Below are 19,209 nucleotides of genomic sequence, written 5' to 3' on the forward strand. Positions count from 1 at the left end.
ATATTCCGGTGGTACTTCTCCGGCAGTTCCCAGTCCCTGCCGAGGCTGACCGCGTGAAATGAACCTCGTCCCACTCGGCGACGGCCTCGATCACGATGACCTCGCACATTCTGATGTCAGGTCTACCAAGTCGCGGACCCGTGCCCCGCAACGAAGTCGCGGTACCGCGTGACCAGCGGGCGTCACGCCACCGGCACAGACAATGGCGACGACAGTTGCCGCGACCCGAATCTCAACCTTCCCGATAACTGCCACCAGAATTCCGGCAACTGCCACCACCGCGAACCCAGTTTTCGCCAATGACCTTCCTGGATCAGAAAGAGAGGCAATTAGTGACCATAGATTCGCGACCCCCGAGGAAAGCACGACCGCCTGTCGGTGAGCCGTCACGACAGGCGGTCCATCCCAGGATAGAACAAGAAACAACCATCCTGATTACATCATTCAGGCGTATTTGACGGAAATGCCAGGCCAATTGAGAGGATCCGGCGCCGCACCCCCGGAAAAGAGAGAGGCGACGAGGTCCGCGCTCTGCGCAGACACTCGTTCTGCGACCCACCGTCCAGCGCTGATCGCTGAGAGTGTCCGTGCTGGTCAAGGCGATCTTCGATGTCGACGAACTCCTGCGGCCGTCAGCGAATGCCGCCGCAGCGCCCAACGGATACCTCGGAGGTAGGTCGCGTCATGGGTAACCGGCTGACCTGCGCAAACTCGGCTACAACGTGCCCGGTGTCGCACCAGAGCCGAGTACGGTCAGGTGGCTGAATCGCATGGATGTTGTGCGGTTCGCACGTTCGTTGCGCAGACCGCACATAACGTTTGTAAACCGTGCAACACTGGTCGGAGGAGGTGTTGAATGACGACGAGTAGCGACCACGCGGATCACGTTCCCGCACGTCCGGCTGGCCGGGTGTCCCTTGACGAGCTAGCGCGCCGCAAGGGCGTACGGCCGATAGAGTCCATGGATGACCTCGCGTGCGACGTGTTCGACACCGACGACGAGTTGGACGAGTTCCTTCGTGACACCTATGCGGCCCGTCGCGCTGATCTTGGGTAGCCGTTGAGCTTCGTCGTCCTGGACACAGACGTCGTGTCCAACGCGTTCAAGCGGCACGACCTCCCGGCCCCGGTTGTTGAGGCCGTCCGCAACAACCGGTTGTGCATCACGTTCGTCACGCTGGCGGAGCGGACCAAGTGGTCTGTCAGTCGGCAGTGGGCCCTACCTACCGGCACCGCTTGGATGCCTGGCTGAGCAACGTCCTGGTTCTGCCCTACAACGACGAGATCCAGGACGTGGCTCGCACCTGGGGTGCCATTGCCGCCCACGCACAGAACCGTGGTCGGCCTCGTCCGCAGAACGACATGTGGGTGGCGGCATGCTGCTTGTACTACGACCTGCCCCTGGCCACCTTGAACGTCAAGGATTTCAGGGACTTCGCCGAACACGAAGGTCTGACCATCGTCGGGGCATGACGAGCATGCAGGAAGACGGGAGTTGACGGCCCGTGAAATGCGGCAGTCGGCGAGGTCCGCATGACCGCAGCCGATGAAGAGGGCCAGGTTGCGGACAACCGCCAGGTTCGATCTCGGCGACGCCGTCGGGTTCGCAAGTCGATGTCTGGTGACAGATTCTCCAGGTAGTGACGTGCACGCTGTACCCGCCTCAGCACTGCTATCACGTCGCCTCCAACCTTGGGGAGTTCGAACAGCCGCGACAAGGCGAGCTGTCATAGGCCGTGTTCGTACGCGAGATGAGTGCGGTCCCCTTTACCTGAAGGCAGTCGTCAACAAATTCGGTAGGGACCATCCGTGTGCTTCGCGCCGCTCCGTTGGCGGTCTGACAGGGGCAACTGAGACGTGAACTGAGACGGAGTGGGTAGACGGACGAAACCCCGGCAACCTTGTTCGCCAAGGTTGCCGGGGTTTCACCTGTTCATAGAGCGGTAGCGGTGGGATTTGAACCCACGGAGGGCGTGAACCCTCACGCGCTTTCGAGGCGCGCTCCTTCGGCCGCTCGGACACGCTACCGAGCGGAACCTTACCGGACGGGGCTGGCGGCCCTGCACAGAGGCGGCGCATCGTGTGCGTCTGCGCAGAGTCTCCTTTCGGACCTACTCTCGCTCACCTGATCAGGGGAGTATGCCCCGTGTCCAGAACTCGGGGGTTCAGGAACGGAAGGCAGGCCGGTGAGGCGAGAAGGATTGGTTCTGGTCGGGGTGACCGCTCTGGCGCTGTGTGCGCCGACCTCCGCTAGTGCCGTGGCGGATGACCTGCGGATTCACGACATCCAAGGCGCTACGAGGCTGTCGCCGCATGACGGGGAGCAGGTTTCGGGGGTCCAGGGGATCGTGACCGCGGTGCGGGCGTTCGGCTCGGCGCGGGGCTTCTGGATCCAGGATTCGACTCCGGACGGTGATCGGGCGACCAGCGAAGGTCTGCTGGTCTTCACCGGATCGGAGTCGCCGCAGGTTGCGGTGGGTGACCAAGTCATGGTGGCGGGAACGGTCGAGGAGTACTACCCGGACGGGCCGCCGGACGCCGCGGTGCACCAGTCGACGACCGAGTTGGTGGGCGCCACGTGGACGGTGGAGTCCAGTGGGCACGCGCTGCCGGAGGCCGAGGTGCTGGACGTGCCGAGGGACCTCACCGCGGACGGCGACATCGAGAGCCCGCGACTGCGGCCGCACCGGTACGCGCTGGACTACTACGAGTCGCTCGAGGGCATGCGGGTGCGGGTGGACGACGCCCCTGTGGTCGGGCCGACGACGCAGTACAACGAGGTGTGGCTGACCAGTAGGCCCCGGGAGAACCGGACCGCGCGCGGTGGCGTGCTGTACTCCGGCTACCGCGCGGACAACACCGGCCGGATCAAGGTCGAGTCGCTGATCCCGTTCTCGCAGCGGCCGTTCCCGCAGGCCAACGTGCGGGACACGCTCGCGGGAGAGACGTCGGGGCCGCTCGACTACGACGAGTTCGGCGGGTACGTCATCCAGGCGACCGCGCTGGGCGAGATCGAGGCGGGTGGGCTGCGGCCGGAGACAACGCGCCGTCAGCGCGACGGTGAGCTGGCGGTCGGCACCTACAACGTCGAGAACCTGGCGCCGACGGACCCGGCCGCGAAGTTCCAGCGGCTCGCGCAGGGCGTGGTGGAGAACCTGGCGAGCCCGGACATCCTGTCGCTCGAGGAGATCCAGGACGACAACGGCGCGACGGACGACCAGGTCGTGACGGCCGGGCAGACGCTGCAGCGGTTCGTCGACGCGATCGTCGCGGCGGGTGGGCCGCGGTACGAGTGGCGGCAGATCGACCCGGTGGCCGGCGCGGACGGTGGTCAGCCGGGCGGCAACATCCGGGTGGCGTTCCTGTTCGACCCGTCGCGGGTGTCGTTCACCGACCGGCCGGGTGGCGACGCGACCACGCCGGTGTCGGTGGTCGACCGGCACTTGTCGGTGTCGCCGGGGCGGATCAACCCGGCGAGCGAGGCGTGGGCGGACAGCCGCAAGCCGCTGGCCGGCGAGTTCACCTTCCGTGGGCGGACGGTGTTCGTGGTGGCGAACCACTTCAACTCGAAGGGCGGCGACGAGCCGCTGTACGGGCGGCACCAGCCGCCGTCGCGGTCGAGCGAGACGCAGCGGATCGCGCAGGCGAAGGAGGTCCGGCAGTTCGTGGACCAGCTCCCGCGCCGGGCGAATGTGGTCGTGCTGGGCGATATGAACGATTTCCAGTTCGCACCCGCGCTGGACGAGCTGACGCCGCGGCTGACCGACCTGATCGACCTGCTGCCGAGGGGCGAGCGGTACAGCTACATCTATGAAGGGAATTCGCAAACGCTGGACCACGTACTGGTCGCCGGCCAGATCGCGCGGCTCGACTACGACGTGGTGCACGTGAACGCGGAGTTCGCGAACCAGACCAGCGACCACGATCCACAGGTGGTGCGTCTGACGCTGGCCGGATGAGCGATACTGCCGGGGCTGACGTGGGAGAAACGAGGAGGACGTCATGCCCGACCAGCAGGACACCGAGCATCGGCAGGGGAGGCACGCGGCGCCGGAGGGGGCGGAGCGGCATCCACTGATCAACCTCGACCGGGACCCGACTCCGGGTGAGGCGGACCACGCCGCCGCCGAAGAGGACTGACCAGCGACGAGCGCCGGCCACCGTCACAGGTGGCCGGCGCTCTTGCTTTGCGGGCATCCCGACGTCAGTGGTCAGGCAGTGGCTCGGTCGAGCCCTCGGTCAGAGCCCGGCTTATCTTGTCCATGGCGCCTCTGACCAGCTCGCCGTAAGCGTCTTCGCCCAGCGCATCAGACGTGGCGCGCGCCTTCGCGAGGAACTCGCGGGCACGGTCCGGATCCCCGAGTCGCCGGTGATCATCGGCGAGGCTCAGGTACAGCGACGGCATGAACCCCCGAACCCGCAACGACGCGTGGAACTCCTGCGCGCGCTCGTCGCTCACGCCGTCGACCGCGGCGAGGGCGCGCTCGTCCCACATCAACTCCTCGCGCCCGCTCTCCTGCAGATCGGCCATGAAGTGCGCGATCACGCAGCGGTGGAAGTCGTCGCCCCCGCCCCGCTCGACCTCGGCCCACATCGCCGCCAGATCGTGCCGGGCGGCCGCTCGCTCTCCGGCCTGCCCACGCCGCACAGCCGCGGTCACCCGGACCATCACGTCGTCTTCCATCAACGCCGCTCCTCGTTGTGGCACAAGGATAGGTATGCGGCTGGCACCTCGGGCTACCCCGCTGTCTGTACTGCCGGTAGTGCGTAGTTCTTGTCGAGGACAGGGCTGAGCGGGGCGTAGAAACGCATGGTGAGGTTGAAGGTCCCTGATGGGGCGGGCAGCCAGTGCGTTTCGCGCTGTTCGCCGGGTCGGTTGTGCTGGATGTAGATGGTGAGGGTGCCGTCGGGGTCTGTGGTGACACCGTCCGTGGTGCTCCCGATCGTGAACCGGTCGATCGGGTTGGCAACGAAGAGCATCTCGTCGTCGTACATGGCGAGGTTCCACATGCCGGCCGCCGGCGGGGTCTTAACCGCGTTCGAACTTCCGCAGCGAGTTGAGCCCGATGCCCTTCGCGTGCAGGGCCGCTGGGAACGCCGCCACGCGGTGCGCCAACGGATATCCCCACAGTCCGGCCTGAACACCCAGCGTGTAGGCATTCTCTTCGCGCTCGAACGACGATGGCATGCGGTCGGCTCCCCTCCGGTCGGGAGGCCCAGACCCATCACACGCTGGGCCTTGCCACTGCTGCCGGATCACACTCCGCAAGGCACGCCAAGGGATCATCCGCGTCGGGTGAGATACCGAAGTGCACGCCGTAGGTGTCACCGAGGGTCAGGTGCGGCGCTTACTGCCCGCAACGGAAGCGGCGGGGGAGCGGTCACCACAGACGTGAGGTCTCGGGCCGCACGGCGGCCCACCTGCCCGTGTGCCTGCGTCGGCCTGACCTGCGAGGGGCAAGCGGACAGACTGCAACGTTCTCGCCGCCATACAGGTGAATTTGACACGGCGACAGCAACGGCTGCTTGCGTAGGGCGATTTTGGTGGTAGTCCCTGGTAGCCGGGGATTCGACAAGATGGGGGAACATACCGATGAGGTTCAGACGACGAGCTCTGCGAAACGGCGTAGCGGCCGCAGGGGTCGCGCTCACCATGGCGCTGACGCCGGCCACCCCAGCTGCGGCGAGCACGGACAGCGACGTCCGGTTCGACACCGGACAGGCGCCTGCGGGACCAGAACAACCCGTGGAGACCACCGGGGAAATCACCCGCATGACCCCGGTACCCGCCAACGGCAGGGTCAGTTGCTACGGCTACTACGGCACGTTCAAGGCAGGCACGGAGGTCATGGTCGTCGATTGGGCAACCAGCAGCGACGAGTGCTTCGGCATCGCCACCGACCGCACGATCTGGCACACCTGGCCCGGTTCGGGCGGCTGGACACCGATGCCCGGCAACGGTCACGCCGACTACATCTACCCGTTCATCGACGAGGACCCAGACGGCTATCGCGTGGTCGTGGTCCATATACCGTCGGCCCCTCGCTATTGGTGGTGCCAGAACTACTACCCCAGCGTTGGCTGGACGGGGGACTGGTACGACTGCACCCCGTAGCGCTGACCAACGAGCGGTATCGTCACTGTCAGAGCGCTTCATCCTGATGGTCGGCTGATCCGCCGTCGGCCAGTGTGCCCGCGTCAGCCTGACCTGCGGGGGCAACTGAGACGAGAACTGAGACGGTCTGCAGTTCGAGGCTGGAAACGCCGGGCGCCCAGGTAACGGGAGCCCGGCGTTTCGCCTGCTCAAAGTGCGGAGGATGCGGGATTTGAACCCGCGAGGGCTTTAACACCCAACACGATTTCCAATTCCACTCCGGACTGTCCGGGCAGGTCCCGTTGCGCTGTTCTAGCAGGTCAAGCGCGGTTTCTGAACGGCATGGTGCTGCACGAACTGGACGGGACTGAGACCCAAACTGAGACCCTGTGCTCGCCGCGATGGCGCAGCGCGTAGCCACGCTGGCCGTGATGCTGACGGTCCCTGGTGTCTGTCTCGGCAGCGCGGCTGAATGAACGAGGCTGGACCATCGGCAGAGGGCAAGAGGCTGCGGTTGAGGTCCGACGCACGGACCCAAGTGAGCCCAATCTCGCCTCGACGCCGAGGTGAGATCGCTGTCGTATCCCCTGTTCAGAGGCATAGACACCCTGATCAGGGAACCTGCCGCCGCAGGTCTAGATCACAAGCTAAGATGACCTCTCGACACTGACTACAGGTGGGGTACTCGGCTGGACTGGAGCGGACGTGGCGAGAACAGCGGCTCGTGCAAGTGAGCTGGACGCGGACGCAGCTGAGGCGCAGATTGTAGAGCTTGGCAAGAGGATCGAGTTCTATATAACGGAGTACTCGGTCGAACTCTTGGCGAATAAGATGCATGACGGCGAATACGTCGTACCTGACTATCAGCGAGAGTTCACATGGGAGCCGGAGAGGAAGTCGAAGTTTCTTGAGTCCATCTTGCTCGGGCTCCCTATTCCGTTCGTGTTCTTTTGGGAAATGCCTGATGGTCGACTTGAGATTGTCGACGGTTCGCAACGTCTTCGGACAATCGAAGAGTTCATCAAGCAGGATTTCAGGCTAGGTGAGCTAGATCAGCTGACTCACGTATCGGGTTTTCGTTTCGTCGATCTTCCTCGCTCACGTCAGAGAAAGTTGTTGAATCGGTCGATTCGGGGAATCGTGCTTAACGAGCATGCAGATGAGGCTGCTCGCCTCGACATGTTTAACCGTATCAACACGGGTAGCAAGCAGGCCAATATGGCAGAGATTCGCCGCGGTGCTCTTGCTGGTCCATTTATCGATCTGGTTGTCGATCTGGCGAAAAATCCAGACTTCATAAGACTTGCACCTGTGTCCGATAAGGCGCTTAAGGAACGCGAGCGCGAAGAGCTCATTACTCGATTCTTTGCGTATGGCGACGGCCTAGATGGCTATCGTGACCGGCCATCTGATTTCATTTTTGACTATGCGAAGGCTCTCACTCAACGAATGCGGGACGATCCAGCATTGGTTGACGAGTATCGTGATCGGTTCATTAAAGTTATTGAATTTGTCTCCCGAGTATTTCCCCACGGCTTTACTAAGACCCCTTCGGGGCGTGCTACACCCCGCGCTCGGTTTGAGTCTATAGCCATCGGCACTTATTGGGCCATGAAAGAGAAGCCAGAAATCGCGACATATGATGCGACGCGCGTCAATGTCGCAAAATGGCTTGAAGGCGGTGAATTTAGCCGTATCGCTAGGTCTGACGGCGCCAATGTTCGCCAGAAATTGGAAGGGCGAATCACCTTCGTCAAAAACCAATTGGTGGACTCGTGAGCAGCTCGGAACTGCAAAGTTTTTTTAGTGAACGCTATGCGGAAATTGACGAGTACCTCCAACTTTTGGAGGAAATCGACCATGCAACGCAGTCTGGAGCACCCCGCCTAGTTGCCACAGGCTCCGAGATTACAGCATCACAGCAAAAGATCCTGTATTCGAGCGTGTATTTGCAGCTGTACAACCTGGTAGAGGCTACGATTTCTCGGTGCATTGACGCGGTAGCGGACGCTGCGGTCAGTGAACCGTGGAAGATCGCTGACTTAAATAGTAATCTTCGTAACGAATGGATTCGATCAACCGCACGCACTCATGCTGATCAAGCTGCGGATAAGCGGCTCACCGCTGTCGCTGCGATGTGTGAGCAAGTAATTGCACAGTTGCCTTTGAGTAAGTTCTCGATTGAAAAGGGTGGCGGAGGCAACTGGGATGACGAGTCAATCTATGAGATCAGCAAACGAATTGGGTGCCATCTTAAGATAAGCGCTTCCGTTCGGCGTGCAGTAAAGCAAAAATTTCGGGATAACCTAGGGGCACTGCAACTGGTAAAAGCTCGACGGAACGATCTTGCGCATGGATCAGTATCATTTACCGAATGCGCGGACGGCGTAGTCGCGGCCGATTTGCGAAGACTGGCGGACGCTGTTCAGAAGTATCTGGACGAGGTAATAACGTGTTTCACTTCGCATATTGAGCTGTTTGAATTTCTTCTTCCCGACCGCAAGCCGTTGAAGGCACCCTAGTGGCAAAGAAAAAAGCTAGTCCTGAGATCTCGGCCGTTGATTTGTTCTGCGGTGTCGGTGGGTTGACTCACGGACTTGTTCGAGGTGGGATCGATGTGCGAGCCGGTGTCGACGTAGATCCAAATTGCAAGTTTCCGTATGAGGCGAATAATAAATCATCGTTCCTCGAACTGGATGTCGACTCCCTGACGGCAGACGATATTGAACCATTTCTATTTGGCGCGAAGTACTCGCTGCTCGCCGGTTGTGCACCTTGTCAGCCATTTTCAAGTTATAGTCAATCACGTCGCGCAGGTGTCAATTTCGACAAGGCGGATGATGGCAACCTTGATTGGAAGCTAGTAGCAAGTTTCGGTCGATTGGTCAAAGAGGTCCAGCCTGACCTAGTTACCATGGAGAATGTTGCGCAACTAGCCGCACATCCGGTCTTTGATGACTTCTTGAAAAGTCTTGACGGTTACCATGTGTGGTGGAAGGTAGTGGAGTGCTCTGCGATTGGCGTTCCTCAGTCGAGGAAACGTCTAGTCCTTATTGCATCTCGCCTGGGTGAGATCGAAGTTGATTTGTCATCATACGCTGACTCCCAGAAGACGGTTCGGCGTACGATCTTCAGCTTGCCTCAGATAGAAGCAGGTGAGCAGCATGGATCCGACCCCCTCCACTATGCCCCCACGCTCAGCGCGCTGAACACTTTGCGGATCAAAGCCTCTAAGCCGGGTGGGTCATGGCGTGACTGGCCGGAGGATCTCCAGGCGACCTGCCATCGGAAGGCTTCGGGGGCAACTTATCCTAGCGTGTATGGGCGTATGGAGTGGGATAAGGTGGCTCCTACTATAACGACACAATGTTTCGGATACGGGAACGGTCGGTTCGGTCATCCAGAGCAGGATCGTGCCATTTCGTTACGTGAAGCAGCTATGCTTCAGACGTTTCCGCAAGCATACAAATTTGTTCGTCCAGGAGACCGTGTTCATTTCAGCCGGCTGGGTCGTTTGATCGGAAATGCTGTGCCTGTGAGGCTCGGTGAAGTTATCGCCGGTGTGCTTGTGTCGCATATTGCCAAGATCGCTGCTGCGAAAAATGGATTAGACGGCATCTAAAAGTAGTCGGCGTCACCGAGGCGACTGGCTGCTCTGGGAGAATGCTCGCATGGACGGCTAGTAAACTCCGCCTACGGTCGTGTGAGACCTACGGCCAGACACGCCTCGAATGAGCGGCCTGATTCTGCCTGGCTATCTAGGTGTGGCTGTAGTTGTGGCCATCGCCTTTTCACCAGTGCAGCGGTGCTCATCCTGGACCAAGCCGTGTTTAACGCTAGTGGTGAGCCGGTCAACGGCTGGCCCGGCTGATCCGTGCGGTCCGTGGCAAGGTGCACGTTCGGATCCTGTGCTGGACCATGTTGGGGGGAGAACTAGGCAGGTGCCCCAATGGCCCAGCCTCTGATACGTGACAAGGCATGGAGTGGGCGAGCTGAACAAAGTCAGTGTCACTTACCCGGTCACAACTGTCTTAGCTGCTCAGGCGCGCTGGAGCGGCAGATGGGACACCATGGCTTGCCCACATCACCGGCTAACCGTGGTGACCAGAAGGTCCCCGGCACTATTGCCTGAGGACCTTCTAGCCTACGCAGCTCCTACTTACCCACGGTGTTGATGAGGGACTCCACTGCTGACGCGGGCAGAGCCAGCAGGCGGCCGGCCGCGTTCTTCGAGTCGCGTACGGCCGCCATCTGGGGGCCGCGCCACAGCTCCACGCAGTTCTCTCCCTGGTCACTCTTCGTGCTCTTTCGCCACTTTGCGTTGTCTGGAATGGGTATGGGTGACTGCATCGGTGGTGCTCCTACAGCTCTGCGATCCGACGGTTGATCAGCTCGATTGTCCCCTGTGGGCTGAGCGCGTCGGCTCGTAGCTTGTCGAAGACCAGGTCATATACCCGCTGGTGCTCGCGGCCGAGGTAGTCGGAGGTCGTCAGGCCGGCCACGTAGACGAGGCCCGGCCGACCCTCCATCAGGTTGACGATGGAGAACGACACGCCGTGTGACGCGTGCGCTCCGGCGCTGAACGGCATCACCTGGACGGACACGTTCTCCAGCTCGGCGAGATCACGGACCTGTTCGAGCTGTCCCCGCAGCGTTTCGGGGCCGCCGATGCTGCGGTGCAGCGCCTCCTCGCCGACGACGAGCCACAGCCGCGGCGCGCCTGGCGCGCGAAGGCGTTCGACACGCTTCGCGCGGTCCTGTGCCATCGGCTCGACGTCGGCCGGTCGTACGGTGACCACGCGTTCGAGCTGGGCGCGGGCGTAGTCGGCTGTCTGCACCGTGCCCGGGAACGCGTCCGCGTTCCACAGCTTCAGCTCGCGTGCCGCCGCGACGAGGTGCACGTACTTGGCTGCCCACTCCGCGACCCGACTCGGCGGGAGCTTGCGACGAGCGAGGCTCGCGAGCCGTTGCAGCTCGCCGGCCTCCTTCGGGCCGATCTTGAACGCACGGATCGCGGCCGCGAGGTCCTTGTCGCTCGTCGGGACGTCGCCCTGCTCGATCTTGGACAGCTTGCCCGCATACCAGCCGAGAGTCTTGGTCGCGTCGGTGCTGCTCAGCCCGATCGACTCGCGGGCAGCGCGCAACCGGGCACCCAGCAAGATCCGCTGAACGAACGGACCCAGGTCAGCCTCTGTGCCAGGGTTGTTGTCGCCCTCGTCCGCTGTGGTCATGGCGGGCATTCTCCCGTGTTGCTCACTCACCGTGTACCGCATGTACTCCGTTCGGTGCAACTTTAGTTCTCGCCAATTCCAACCAGAAATTCCAGTGTAGTTTCCTGTCTGTCGGTGGGACAGGTTCGGGCTCTCCCGCTGAGGGGCGCTCCGCGATTCGACGGTTAACGAGTGCCTCTCAGCTGTCCCACCGGCCCGAACAAGAGAGTGGTCATGGACGTGCCGCAGGTCGGGGACATCGAGGTCCGCCTACTGCTGGAGACGATGACGCGTCGAGGGTGGACGTTGTACGAGTGGGGCCACGGTTCCGGCTCCGAACCTGAGGTGCGCGGTGCTGCGTTCTTCTGGGACGACGGTGCTGCCGATGTCGTTCTCGTGCGGAGGACAGGTGCCGTTGCTTACCGGACACCGCCGTGCCGGGACGCGTTCGAACCCGAGTTCGTCACCGAGTGGGACAGCGGCGTGCCGGTGCATGCCCTCAGGGCCGCGCTCACCTGGGACGAGTACGGCAAGGAGCGGGTGCAGCGGCCGCTGGTGACACCTCCGCCTGGTTGCGCTCTGCCGCCGGCGTTCCGACACGGCCTCACCGAGAGCGTGCGAACGCCGAACAACCCGCACCTCATGGTCCGGCCAGCCATGAAGGCACCACACCAGCATTAGTTCGCGGATGCGACCCGCGCCTGGGGGTAAGTCACATCCACCCGATCACCCAGCTACGAATGCCTCCTCCCCGCGTAGCTGGGCGCGGTCCGCCTCTCGGTCCCCCAACGCCATCCCGAGAGGCGGACCGCAACCATCGCCATGAGAACCCCGTCTCCCGGGTACATCAGTCAGAGGAGTCGGCGTTGGCGGACACTAGACATCGGCTGATTCAGCGAAAGGGATCGCAGACATTGAGCAGCACAACGGCTCTGACCGAAGAGACGGCGCACCGCGTCCTCGAAAGCCTGCGAGGTGGCCGAGGTGGAACCGACGGGAGCGAAGCTCATCCGGCTGGGCTCTCACACCGTGTATCGGCTCGCGGAACCGGTCATCGTGCGGATCAGCGGGGGTCATCTCTCAAGGACTTGACTGCATCGATGCTGCTGAAGGGCTCGCCGATGCCTCTATTCGTTACTGCTCGGGTCTCGGAACCAGCCTGACGCCGAGTGAGCCCCAAACTGAGACCCTGCTCTCGCTGTGACGGAGAACGCCCGGCTCCCAAGATCAGGGATGCCGGGCGTTTTGCCTGTTCACAGCGCGGAGGATGCGGGATTTGAACCCGCGAGGGCTTTAACACCCAACACGATTTCCAATCGTGCGCACTAGGCCACTATGCGAATCCTCCGCCGGAGAGGTTACCGGAGGGGGTTCGGGTGGCCCAACGGGGCCGGTCGGCGTGACCTGCGCCACAGCGGGGTAGCCATTGGCGGGTGCTGGGCAAGAGATCCCGGAGACCGGCCTGCCACACCGCCGTCGCTCGTCGCGGTGATCGAGGGGCAGTGGACGCTGCTCGGCTAGCCGCGGGCGGCGCGCAGCATCAGGTAGCGCTGCTCGGGCACGCTCGTGGTGCGGGCCGCCGCGATGCGGTACTCCTCGGTGGCCGCGGCGTGGTTGCCCGCCATTTCCAGCAGGTGTGCGCGGACCGCGTGCAGGCGGTGGTGGCCGGCGATTCGTTTGTCGGCGGCGATGGTGGTGAGTAGGTCGAGTGCGGCGGCCGGGCCGTGGACCATCGCGAACGCGACCGCGTGGTTGAGCGCCACCATCGGGTTCTCGGACATGCCGCGCAGCACCCCGTACAGGGCGAGTAGTTGCGGCCAGTCGGTGTCGTCCGCGGTCTTCGCCTCGTCGTGGACGGCGTTGATCGCGGCCTGCACCTGGTAGGGGCCGACCGGGCCGCTGGGCAGTGCGGCGGTGACCAGTGCGATGCCCTCGTCGATCGAGGGCCGGTCCCAGCGGTCGCGGTCCTGCTCGGTCAGCGGGATCAGTTCGCCGTTCCTCCCGGTGCGCGCTTCGCGGCGGGCGTCGACGAGCAGCATCAGCGCGAGGAGGCCGGTGACCTCGCTGTCGTCGGGCAGTAGCGCGTGCAGTGCGCGGGCGAGCCGGATCGCCTCGGCGGACAGGTCACGTCGTTGCAGGTCGGGGCCGGTGCTGGCGTAGCCCTCGTTGAAGACGAGGTACAGGACCTGCAGCACGGACGCGAGTCCGGCGTCGCGTTCGGCGGGGAGGCGGAACGGGATGCCCGACTCCCTGATCCTCAGCTTTGCGCGGCTGATGCGCTGCGCCATCGTCTTCTCGGGGATGAGGAACGCGTGCGCGATCTCGGCAGTGGTGAGCCCGCCGACCGCGCGCAGGGTGAGCGCGATCGCGTCGGCCGGTTTCAGCGCGGGGTGGCAGCACATGAACAGCAGGACGAGCGTGTCGTCCTGGTCGGACACCTCGGGCGGCGGCTGATGCGGGTGCTCCTCCTCGCGGCGGCGCCTGGACTGCTCACTGCGCAGGTGGTCGAGCATGCGGCGGTGCGCGACCTGGATGAGCCAGCCGCGCGGGTAGTCGGGCAGGCCGTCGCGCGGCCACTGCTCGGCGGCCGCGATGAGCGCGTCCTGGACGGCGTCCTCGGCGGCGGCGAAGTCGTCGTGCCGGCGCATGAGCGCGCCGAGGACCTGCGGCGCGAGGTCACGCAGCAGGTCCTCGGTGGTGCTCATGCGTCCTGTGCGGGGGCGGACATGATCTGCCGGACCTCGATCGGGAGGTTGAGGGTGACGCCGCCGGGTCCGGGTGCCGCCGACGCCGCGGCCGCGACCTCGATCGCGCGGTCCAGGCTGTCGACGTCGATCACCCAGAAGCCGGCGAGGAACTCCTTGGACTCGGGAAACGGGCCGTCGGTCACCGCCGGGGTGCCGCTCGGGGACGAGCGGACCACCTTGGCCTCCTCGGGACCGGCGAGGCCCTGCGCGTCGACGAACTCGCCCTCGGCGAGCAGCGTCTGGCTGAAGGCCTTCATGAAGTCGAGGTGCGCGGTGATGTCCGCCGGGGCCCACGTCTCGATCGGCGGGTGCTCGATGCGGTCGCTCGCCTGCATGAGGAGCATGTACTTCACGAGGGTTCTCCTTTACGTCTGCGCGCCCGGCGGGCTGCGGTCGCGGGTACGTCGGAGCGCCGTCGCGGATTTCTACAAGGGTGGCCGCCGGCCCCCTCGAACCACGCTACGGCACGGTACCGACGGTTTCGTGGCTTGTGGATCAACCTGTGGATAACCCCGTCGCCTGTGGACAAACCACGTGGTCAGAGCCGCCCGCTGTCGGTGCCCGCCGGTACGCTGACAATCGGGGGGCCGGAGGCCGCCCTCACCACTCCAGGTGCCCGTACGTGACGCCCTTCCGGTACTGCACAACCCCCGCCGCCGTGTACGGCACCGTGTTGTCCGGCAACGCGTCCGGCGCCACCCACCGCAGACCGCCGCACTTGTGCGGTTCCGCGTTCACCGGGTCGCCACGCCACGCCTCGGCCTCGAAGAAGAACCCGACCCTTGGCGTCTCCTCATGGCGCCGGACGTGCACCACCGTCACCAGCCGGGCCGCGGTCACCTCGACCGCGACCTCCTCCCGCGCCTCGCGCACGGCTGCGGCCAGCGGCTCCTCGCCCGGCTCCACCTTCCCGCTCGGCAGGTTCCACAGCCCGTCGGCGTAACCCGTGTTCTCCCGCAGTGCCAACAGAATCCGCGAGTCCCGGACGAACAACAGGAAGACGTCGAGTGCGACCACGCTCAGGACACCAGATGCCGCGCGGCGGAGGTGCCCAGACCTGTCAGCGCACCGAAGCGCTCCGTGCCTCGCTGCAGGGTCTCGTCCTTGTACCGCAGGCACTTCTGGTGCCAGTTCAGGATGCCGGAGAGCCAGTTGCGCAGTTCCTGCACGTACTCCAGCAGCGCCCCGCGCACGTCGGGGGGCAGCGCGTCGAGCACCGAGGGCAACTCGACGTCCACCACGTGCTCGAACTGTTTCATCCGTGCGGTGAACAGGTCGTTCACCACCTCGATCGCGCGTTCCTGTGAGCACGTCAGGAAGTTGCGCACCACCAGCACCGCGTTGTGGACCTCGCCCTCGAACTCGATCTCCTTGCGGTAGGAGAACATGTCGTTGATCAGGCAGGCCGCGTCGGCGGCCGAGTTCTCCAGCGACTGCATCGGCCGCGTCCGGTAGACCCAGTCCGGCAGCACACCGAGGTGCGCGAACCTCGCCAGGCTCATCGTCAGGTCCGAGCCGAACGTCCTGCGGCGCATCTCCACGTAGTCCACCGGGTCCGGGATCCGGTTCAGCCGCTGGTTGTCCAGCTCCCATAGCCAGCTGTCGAGCATCTTCTCGATCGCCTGCCGGAACCGTTTGCGCGCGGGGACGGGCATCGGCCCCGCGGTCCGTGCCCACAGGTCGGCGAGGCCGCGTTCCATGGCGGACGCGGGCAGCACGGTCGGCACCGTCAGCTCCACCGGCATCAACGCCTTGAGACGCTCGTTGGCGGCCTGTGCGCCCACGATGTCGCCGCTGCGGCCGAACACCTGCGGGTAGAGGTCGTCGCCGTAGGTGCCCCATGCCAGCCAGGCCGACCCCAGGTCCAGTGCGGCAGGGGTCGCCGAGGGCTGCAGACCCGCTGCGCACAACGGCAGGTCGGCGTCCAGCAGGATCCGCTCGTCCCAGACACCCTCGGACAGGATGCCCATCGCCGCGCACCACCCGGTCAGGTTGCCGCGCGCGGCGTCGAGGTGCGACGACAGGTTCAGTTCGAACGGCATGTACATCCTCGGCAGATCGACCTTCCCGACCCGCTCGAAGCGCGCGTGGCTGAACGCGCGCAGCCGCTGCGGCGCGGTGCCTGCCAGCGACCGCACGATCCGCGCCGCCGACGTGCCGAGCCCGGCGGGTCCGTCGAGCGGCCGCGCGGTCGTGTTCATGTACCGCGAGGACCGCAGGTGCCATTCGTGCCCGCCGGACTGCCAGTCCTGCAGGCCCTTCACGTACGCGGCAACACCGATGGGGTTCTCGCCGTGGGGCGCCAGCAGCGGCGGCACCTCGGTCAGCGCCGTGTGCTCGAACTGGTGCAGCCGGGAGGTCAGCAGGTCGTTGACCGCGTCGGCCGCCTCCTGTGTGGACAGCCCGAGGAACCGCTCGAACACGAGGATCCCGTTGGACAGTTCACCTTCGTCGAGCACCTCGCGTTCGTAGGAGAAGATGTCGTTACGCAGGTGGACCGCGTCGGCGAAGGTGTCACGCAGGACGGTCAGTGCCCGGCTGCCCGCGATCGAGGCGGGTACTTCGGCGCCGACGGCGTGTTCGATGAGGTTCGCCGACCACGGCGCGCCGCCGACCTTGCGCCGCATCTCGATGTACTCGATGGGATTCGCGACGCGTCCCTCGTTGATGTTCGCCAGTTCCCACAACGATTCGTCGAGCAGGTTCTTGGTGCTTTCGACGAATCGCTGCCGGAAATCGAGGGAATGTGACGGTACGGTGCGGCTCCAGAGGTCGGCGAGGCCTCGTTCCACCGGATTCTCCGGCTCCTCGGTGATCGTCCCGTCGACCGGCATGAACAGGGCCAGCCGCTCGAGGTAGGTCTGTGCGGCGGGCAGGTCCCTGGTTCGTTTGAACAGTTCGAGGAAGTGGTCGTCGAAGTAGAAGACCCAGACATACCAATCGGTGATGAGGTCGAGGTCCGCGCCGGAACAGTCGGGGTGCGTGTAGGCGCAGAGCAACGCGTAGTCGTGGGAGTCGAAGTCGTGTTCGTCCCAGATCCTGGTGCCGTTCTGGGGGACGTCGATCATGTCCATCTCGTATGCCCAGGTCTTGCTGTGGTCCCGCGCCTGCTCGAGATGCGGATTGATCCGCGCCGGATAAGGCATGTAGAACTCGGGCAGTTCGAACGGCTGCATAACGCCCCTTCCACTGGCGAGACCCACACGAAGGCAACCAACGCAAACCGCGCAGGCCAAGGCTCGCAGGCGAGAAGTACCCAAATGAGATTCGCCATCGCCCGTCCAGCCCAACCGCGGCCGTACCCAGAGCGTGCCGCTTCTACCCAAACGGCTGCTTGCCCAGACCCGAAGACGAAGCCAAACACAGAGACAAACGCCCAAGGCACAGAGACAGATACCCAAGGCACAGAGACACGTGCCCACAGCACAGACAGGTTGCCCAGACCCGAAGGCGAAGCCGAGCACAGAGACACAGAGACAGGTGCCCAAGGCACAGACAGGTTGCCCAGAACCGACGGCGAAGCCGAGCACAGAGACACAGAGACAGGTGCCCAAGGCACAGAGACACGTGCCCAAGGCACAGACAGGTTGCCCAGACCCGAAGGCGAAGCCGAGCAGAGGCACAGAGACACGTGCCCACGCTGGGTCGGAAGAGAACGCCCCGTGGGGGGTTTGGGGGGCTCGGCCCCCCAGCAGAACGACGAAGACCGACCCCGCGAAGGTGTCCCGAAGGGCACCGAGCAGGGTCGGCCGGAGGTCGAGGGATCCCACGCACCCGTCAGAGCCCGCTTATCCTTGCTGCCTTCCGGCCCTGGGGAGGTTCACGAGATGGACGCCGCGTGGGATCCGTGGTCAGTGTAGCGGTCTTGGTTGAGGCGGGCCGTGGGTGGCCGGGGTGTCGGTGTCGGCGGGTATGGTCCTGGCGTGGCGCTCGCCCTTTACCGCAAGTACCGGCCGGCTACCTTCGCCGAGGTCGTCGGGCAGGAACACGTCACTGAACCGCTTCGGACGGCGTTGGCCGCGAAGCGGGTCAACCATGCTTATCTGTTCTCCGGGCCTCGTGGGTGTGGCAAGACGTCGTCGGCGCGGATTCTGGCTCGGTCTCTGAACTGTGAGCAGGGGCCAACTCCTGATCCGTGCGGGGAGTGCGACTCGTGCATCTCCCTGGCGCCCGAGGGGCCTGGGAACGTCGACGTCGTCGAGCTCGACGCGGCCAGTCACGGTGGTGTGGACGATGCCCGTGAGCTGCGGGACCGTGCGTTCTACGCGCCCGCGTCCTCGCGCTATCGGGTGTTCATCATCGACGAGGCGCACATGGTCACCACGCAGGGTTTCAACGCCCTGCTGAAGATCGTGGAGGAGCCGCCGGAGCACCTCGTCTTCATCTTCGCGACCACGGAGCCCGAGAAGGTGCTCGGCACGATCCGGTCGCGTACGCATCACTATCCGTTCCGGCTGATTCCGCCGAGTGCGATGCGGGAGCTGCTGGAGCGGAACGTCTCGGACGAGGGGGTCACCGTCGCGCCCCCGGTCTACCCGCTGGTGATCCGGGCGGGTGGGGGGTCGGCGCGGGACACGCAGTCGATTCTCGACCAGTTGCTTGCCGGTGCCGGGGCCGAGGGCGTCACCTACGAGCGGGCCGTCGCGCTTCTCGGGGTCACGGACGTCGCCCTGATCGACGACGTGGTCGACGGACTGGCCGCCAACGACGCCGCTGCCGTGTACGGGACCGTGGACCGGCTGGTGGAGGCCGGGCACGACCCTCGGCGGTTCGCTTCCGACCTGCTCGACCGGCTGCGTGACCTGGTGCTGCTGCGTGCGGTGCCGGACGCGGGGGCGCGTGGGCTGGTCGCGGTGCCCGGTGACGAGCTGGAGCGCATGCAGGAGCAGGCGCAGCGGCTCGGGCCCGCGACGTTGACGCGGTTCGCGGAGATCGTCCACACCGGGCTGGTCGACATGCGCGGAGCCACCGCGCCCCGGCTGCTGCTCGAACTGTTGTGTGCGCGGATGCTGCTGCCCGGTGCGGTGCCGACCGACGCGGCCGCCGACTCGGCGGTTCTTCAGCGGCTCGAGCGCATCGAGCGGCGCGTGACCGCTGGTCAGACGGCTGCCGCCCCCACCGAAGCGCCCGCGCGGGCCGCGCCCGCGCAGGCCGCGCC

At 64.6% G+C, this 19,209-nt stretch carries 18 protein-coding genes, 2 tRNA genes, 1 other RNA gene and 1 pseudogene; 10 read left to right on the plus strand and 12 right to left on the minus strand.

Features of this window, described 5'->3' with window-relative positions:
• Positions 1-856: 856 nt before the first annotated feature.
• Entirely contained in the window at positions 857-1,057 is a 201-nt protein-coding gene (locus tag WBA97_RS23095) for a hypothetical protein (protein ID WP_424232983.1), read from the plus strand.
• 179 nt (positions 1,058-1,236) lie between these two features.
• Positions 1,237-1,473 (plus strand): type II toxin-antitoxin system VapC family toxin, encoded by a 237-nt coding sequence (locus WBA97_RS23100; RefSeq protein WP_424232984.1) that lies wholly within the window; start codon positions 1,237-1,239, stop codon positions 1,471-1,473.
• A 468-nt stretch (positions 1,474-1,941) separates the two neighbouring features.
• Here the strand turns inward: WBA97_RS23100 and WBA97_RS23105 are convergent.
• Positions 1,942-2,028 (minus strand) — tRNA-Ser (locus tag WBA97_RS23105).
• A gap of 158 nt (positions 2,029-2,186) precedes the next feature.
• Here WBA97_RS23105 and WBA97_RS23110 point away from each other — a divergent pair.
• Entirely contained in the window at positions 2,187-3,959 is a 1,773-nt protein-coding gene (locus tag WBA97_RS23110; protein ID WP_424232985.1) for an endonuclease/exonuclease/phosphatase family protein, read from the plus strand.
• A 43-nt stretch (positions 3,960-4,002) separates the two neighbouring features.
• A complete protein-coding gene (locus WBA97_RS23115; protein ID WP_424232986.1) occupies positions 4,003-4,140 on the plus strand; it encodes a hypothetical protein in 138 nt (45 codons plus the stop codon).
• 64 nt (positions 4,141-4,204) lie between these two features.
• Here WBA97_RS23115 and WBA97_RS23120 read toward each other — a convergent pair whose 3' ends face one another.
• The 3 genes and pseudogenes from WBA97_RS23120 to WBA97_RS23130 all read right to left on the minus strand — a co-directional run bounded on the left by WBA97_RS23120 (position 4,205) and on the right by WBA97_RS23130 (position 5,188).
• Positions 4,205-4,684, minus strand: coding sequence for a hypothetical protein (locus WBA97_RS23120; RefSeq protein WP_424232987.1), 480 nt, complete (start codon positions 4,682-4,684; stop codon positions 4,205-4,207).
• A 53-nt stretch (positions 4,685-4,737) separates the two neighbouring features.
• Positions 4,738-5,019 (minus strand): annotated as a pseudogene (locus tag WBA97_RS23125) (DUF1214 domain-containing protein); the annotation flags it as partial.
• Between the two features lie 10 nt (positions 5,020-5,029).
• Complete coding sequence (locus WBA97_RS23130) at positions 5,030-5,188, minus strand: hypothetical protein (protein ID WP_424233000.1); 159 nt, start codon at positions 5,186-5,188, stop codon at positions 5,030-5,032.
• 405 nt (positions 5,189-5,593) lie between these two features.
• On the opposite strand from WBA97_RS23130, the gene WBA97_RS23135 reads away from it, so the two are divergent.
• The 4 genes from WBA97_RS23135 to WBA97_RS23150 all read left to right on the plus strand — a co-directional run bounded on the left by WBA97_RS23135 (position 5,594) and on the right by WBA97_RS23150 (position 9,716).
• Positions 5,594-6,115 (plus strand): hypothetical protein, encoded by a 522-nt coding sequence (locus WBA97_RS23135; RefSeq protein WP_424232988.1) that lies wholly within the window; start codon positions 5,594-5,596, stop codon positions 6,113-6,115.
• Between the two features lie 684 nt (positions 6,116-6,799).
• Positions 6,800-7,873: a DUF262 domain-containing protein gene (locus WBA97_RS23140; protein WP_424232989.1), complete on the plus strand. Its 1,074-nt coding sequence runs from the start codon at positions 6,800-6,802 to the stop codon at positions 7,871-7,873.
• Positions 7,870-8,616: an MAE_28990/MAE_18760 family HEPN-like nuclease gene (locus WBA97_RS23145; RefSeq protein WP_424232990.1), complete on the plus strand. Its 747-nt coding sequence runs from the start codon at positions 7,870-7,872 to the stop codon at positions 8,614-8,616. Before WBA97_RS23140 ends, WBA97_RS23145 begins: the two co-directional genes overlap by 4 nt.
• Positions 8,616-9,716: a DNA cytosine methyltransferase gene (locus WBA97_RS23150; RefSeq protein ID WP_424232991.1), complete on the plus strand. Its 1,101-nt coding sequence runs from the start codon at positions 8,616-8,618 to the stop codon at positions 9,714-9,716. Before WBA97_RS23145 ends, WBA97_RS23150 begins: the two co-directional genes overlap by 1 nt.
• Before the next feature lie 533 nt (positions 9,717-10,249).
• On the opposite strand, the gene WBA97_RS23155 is transcribed toward WBA97_RS23150, so the two are convergent.
• The gene (locus WBA97_RS23155; protein ID WP_424232992.1) at positions 10,250-10,444 is read right to left on the minus strand and encodes a DUF397 domain-containing protein; all 195 of its coding nucleotides are present in this window, start codon (positions 10,442-10,444) and stop codon (positions 10,250-10,252) included.
• 11 nt (positions 10,445-10,455) lie between these two features.
• Positions 10,456-11,325 carry a helix-turn-helix domain-containing protein gene (locus WBA97_RS23160; protein WP_424232993.1) on the minus strand — a complete coding sequence of 290 codons (870 nt, stop codon included), beginning with the start codon at positions 11,323-11,325 and terminating at the stop codon, positions 10,456-10,458.
• 213 nt (positions 11,326-11,538) lie between these two features.
• Here WBA97_RS23160 and WBA97_RS23165 point away from each other — a divergent pair, with 213 nt between their 5' ends.
• On the plus strand, positions 11,539-11,985 hold the full coding sequence (locus tag WBA97_RS23165) for a hypothetical protein (RefSeq protein ID WP_424232994.1): 447 nt from the start codon (positions 11,539-11,541) through the stop codon (positions 11,983-11,985).
• Positions 11,986-12,565: 580 nt separating this feature from the next.
• Here WBA97_RS23165 and WBA97_RS23170 read toward each other — a convergent pair.
• The 6 genes from WBA97_RS23170 to ffs all read right to left on the minus strand — a co-directional run bounded on the left by WBA97_RS23170 (position 12,566) and on the right by ffs (position 17,901).
• A tRNA-Ser gene (locus WBA97_RS23170) sits at positions 12,566-12,652 on the minus strand.
• A gap of 169 nt (positions 12,653-12,821) precedes the next feature.
• A complete protein-coding gene (locus WBA97_RS23175) occupies positions 12,822-14,009 on the minus strand; it encodes an RNA polymerase sigma factor (RefSeq protein ID WP_424232995.1) in 1,188 nt (395 codons plus the stop codon).
• Complete coding sequence (locus WBA97_RS23180) at positions 14,006-14,395, minus strand: YciI family protein (protein WP_424232999.1); 390 nt, start codon at positions 14,393-14,395, stop codon at positions 14,006-14,008. The genes WBA97_RS23175 and WBA97_RS23180 overlap by 4 nt, the downstream gene beginning before the upstream one ends.
• A 256-nt stretch (positions 14,396-14,651) precedes the next feature.
• Complete coding sequence (locus WBA97_RS23185; RefSeq protein WP_424232996.1) at positions 14,652-15,068, minus strand: NUDIX hydrolase; 417 nt, start codon at positions 15,066-15,068, stop codon at positions 14,652-14,654.
• Between the two features lie 2 nt (positions 15,069-15,070).
• On the minus strand, positions 15,071-17,227 hold the full coding sequence (locus WBA97_RS23190; RefSeq protein WP_424232997.1) for a terpene synthase family protein: 2,157 nt from the start codon (positions 17,225-17,227) through the stop codon (positions 15,071-15,073).
• Positions 17,228-17,806: 579 nt separating this feature from the next.
• An RNA gene (ffs, locus tag WBA97_RS23195) (signal recognition particle sRNA small type) lies at positions 17,807-17,901 on the minus strand.
• Positions 17,902-17,974: 73 nt separating this feature from the next.
• Here ffs and WBA97_RS23200 point away from each other — a divergent pair.
• The coding region (locus tag WBA97_RS23200) for a DNA polymerase III subunit gamma and tau (RefSeq protein ID WP_424232998.1) at positions 17,975-19,209 on the plus strand (1,235 nt) is incomplete at its 3' end.

The sequence above is a fragment of the Actinophytocola sp. genome (assembly GCF_049647105.1).
In the GTDB taxonomy this organism is placed as follows: Bacteria; Actinomycetota; Actinomycetes; order Mycobacteriales; family Pseudonocardiaceae; genus Actinophytocola.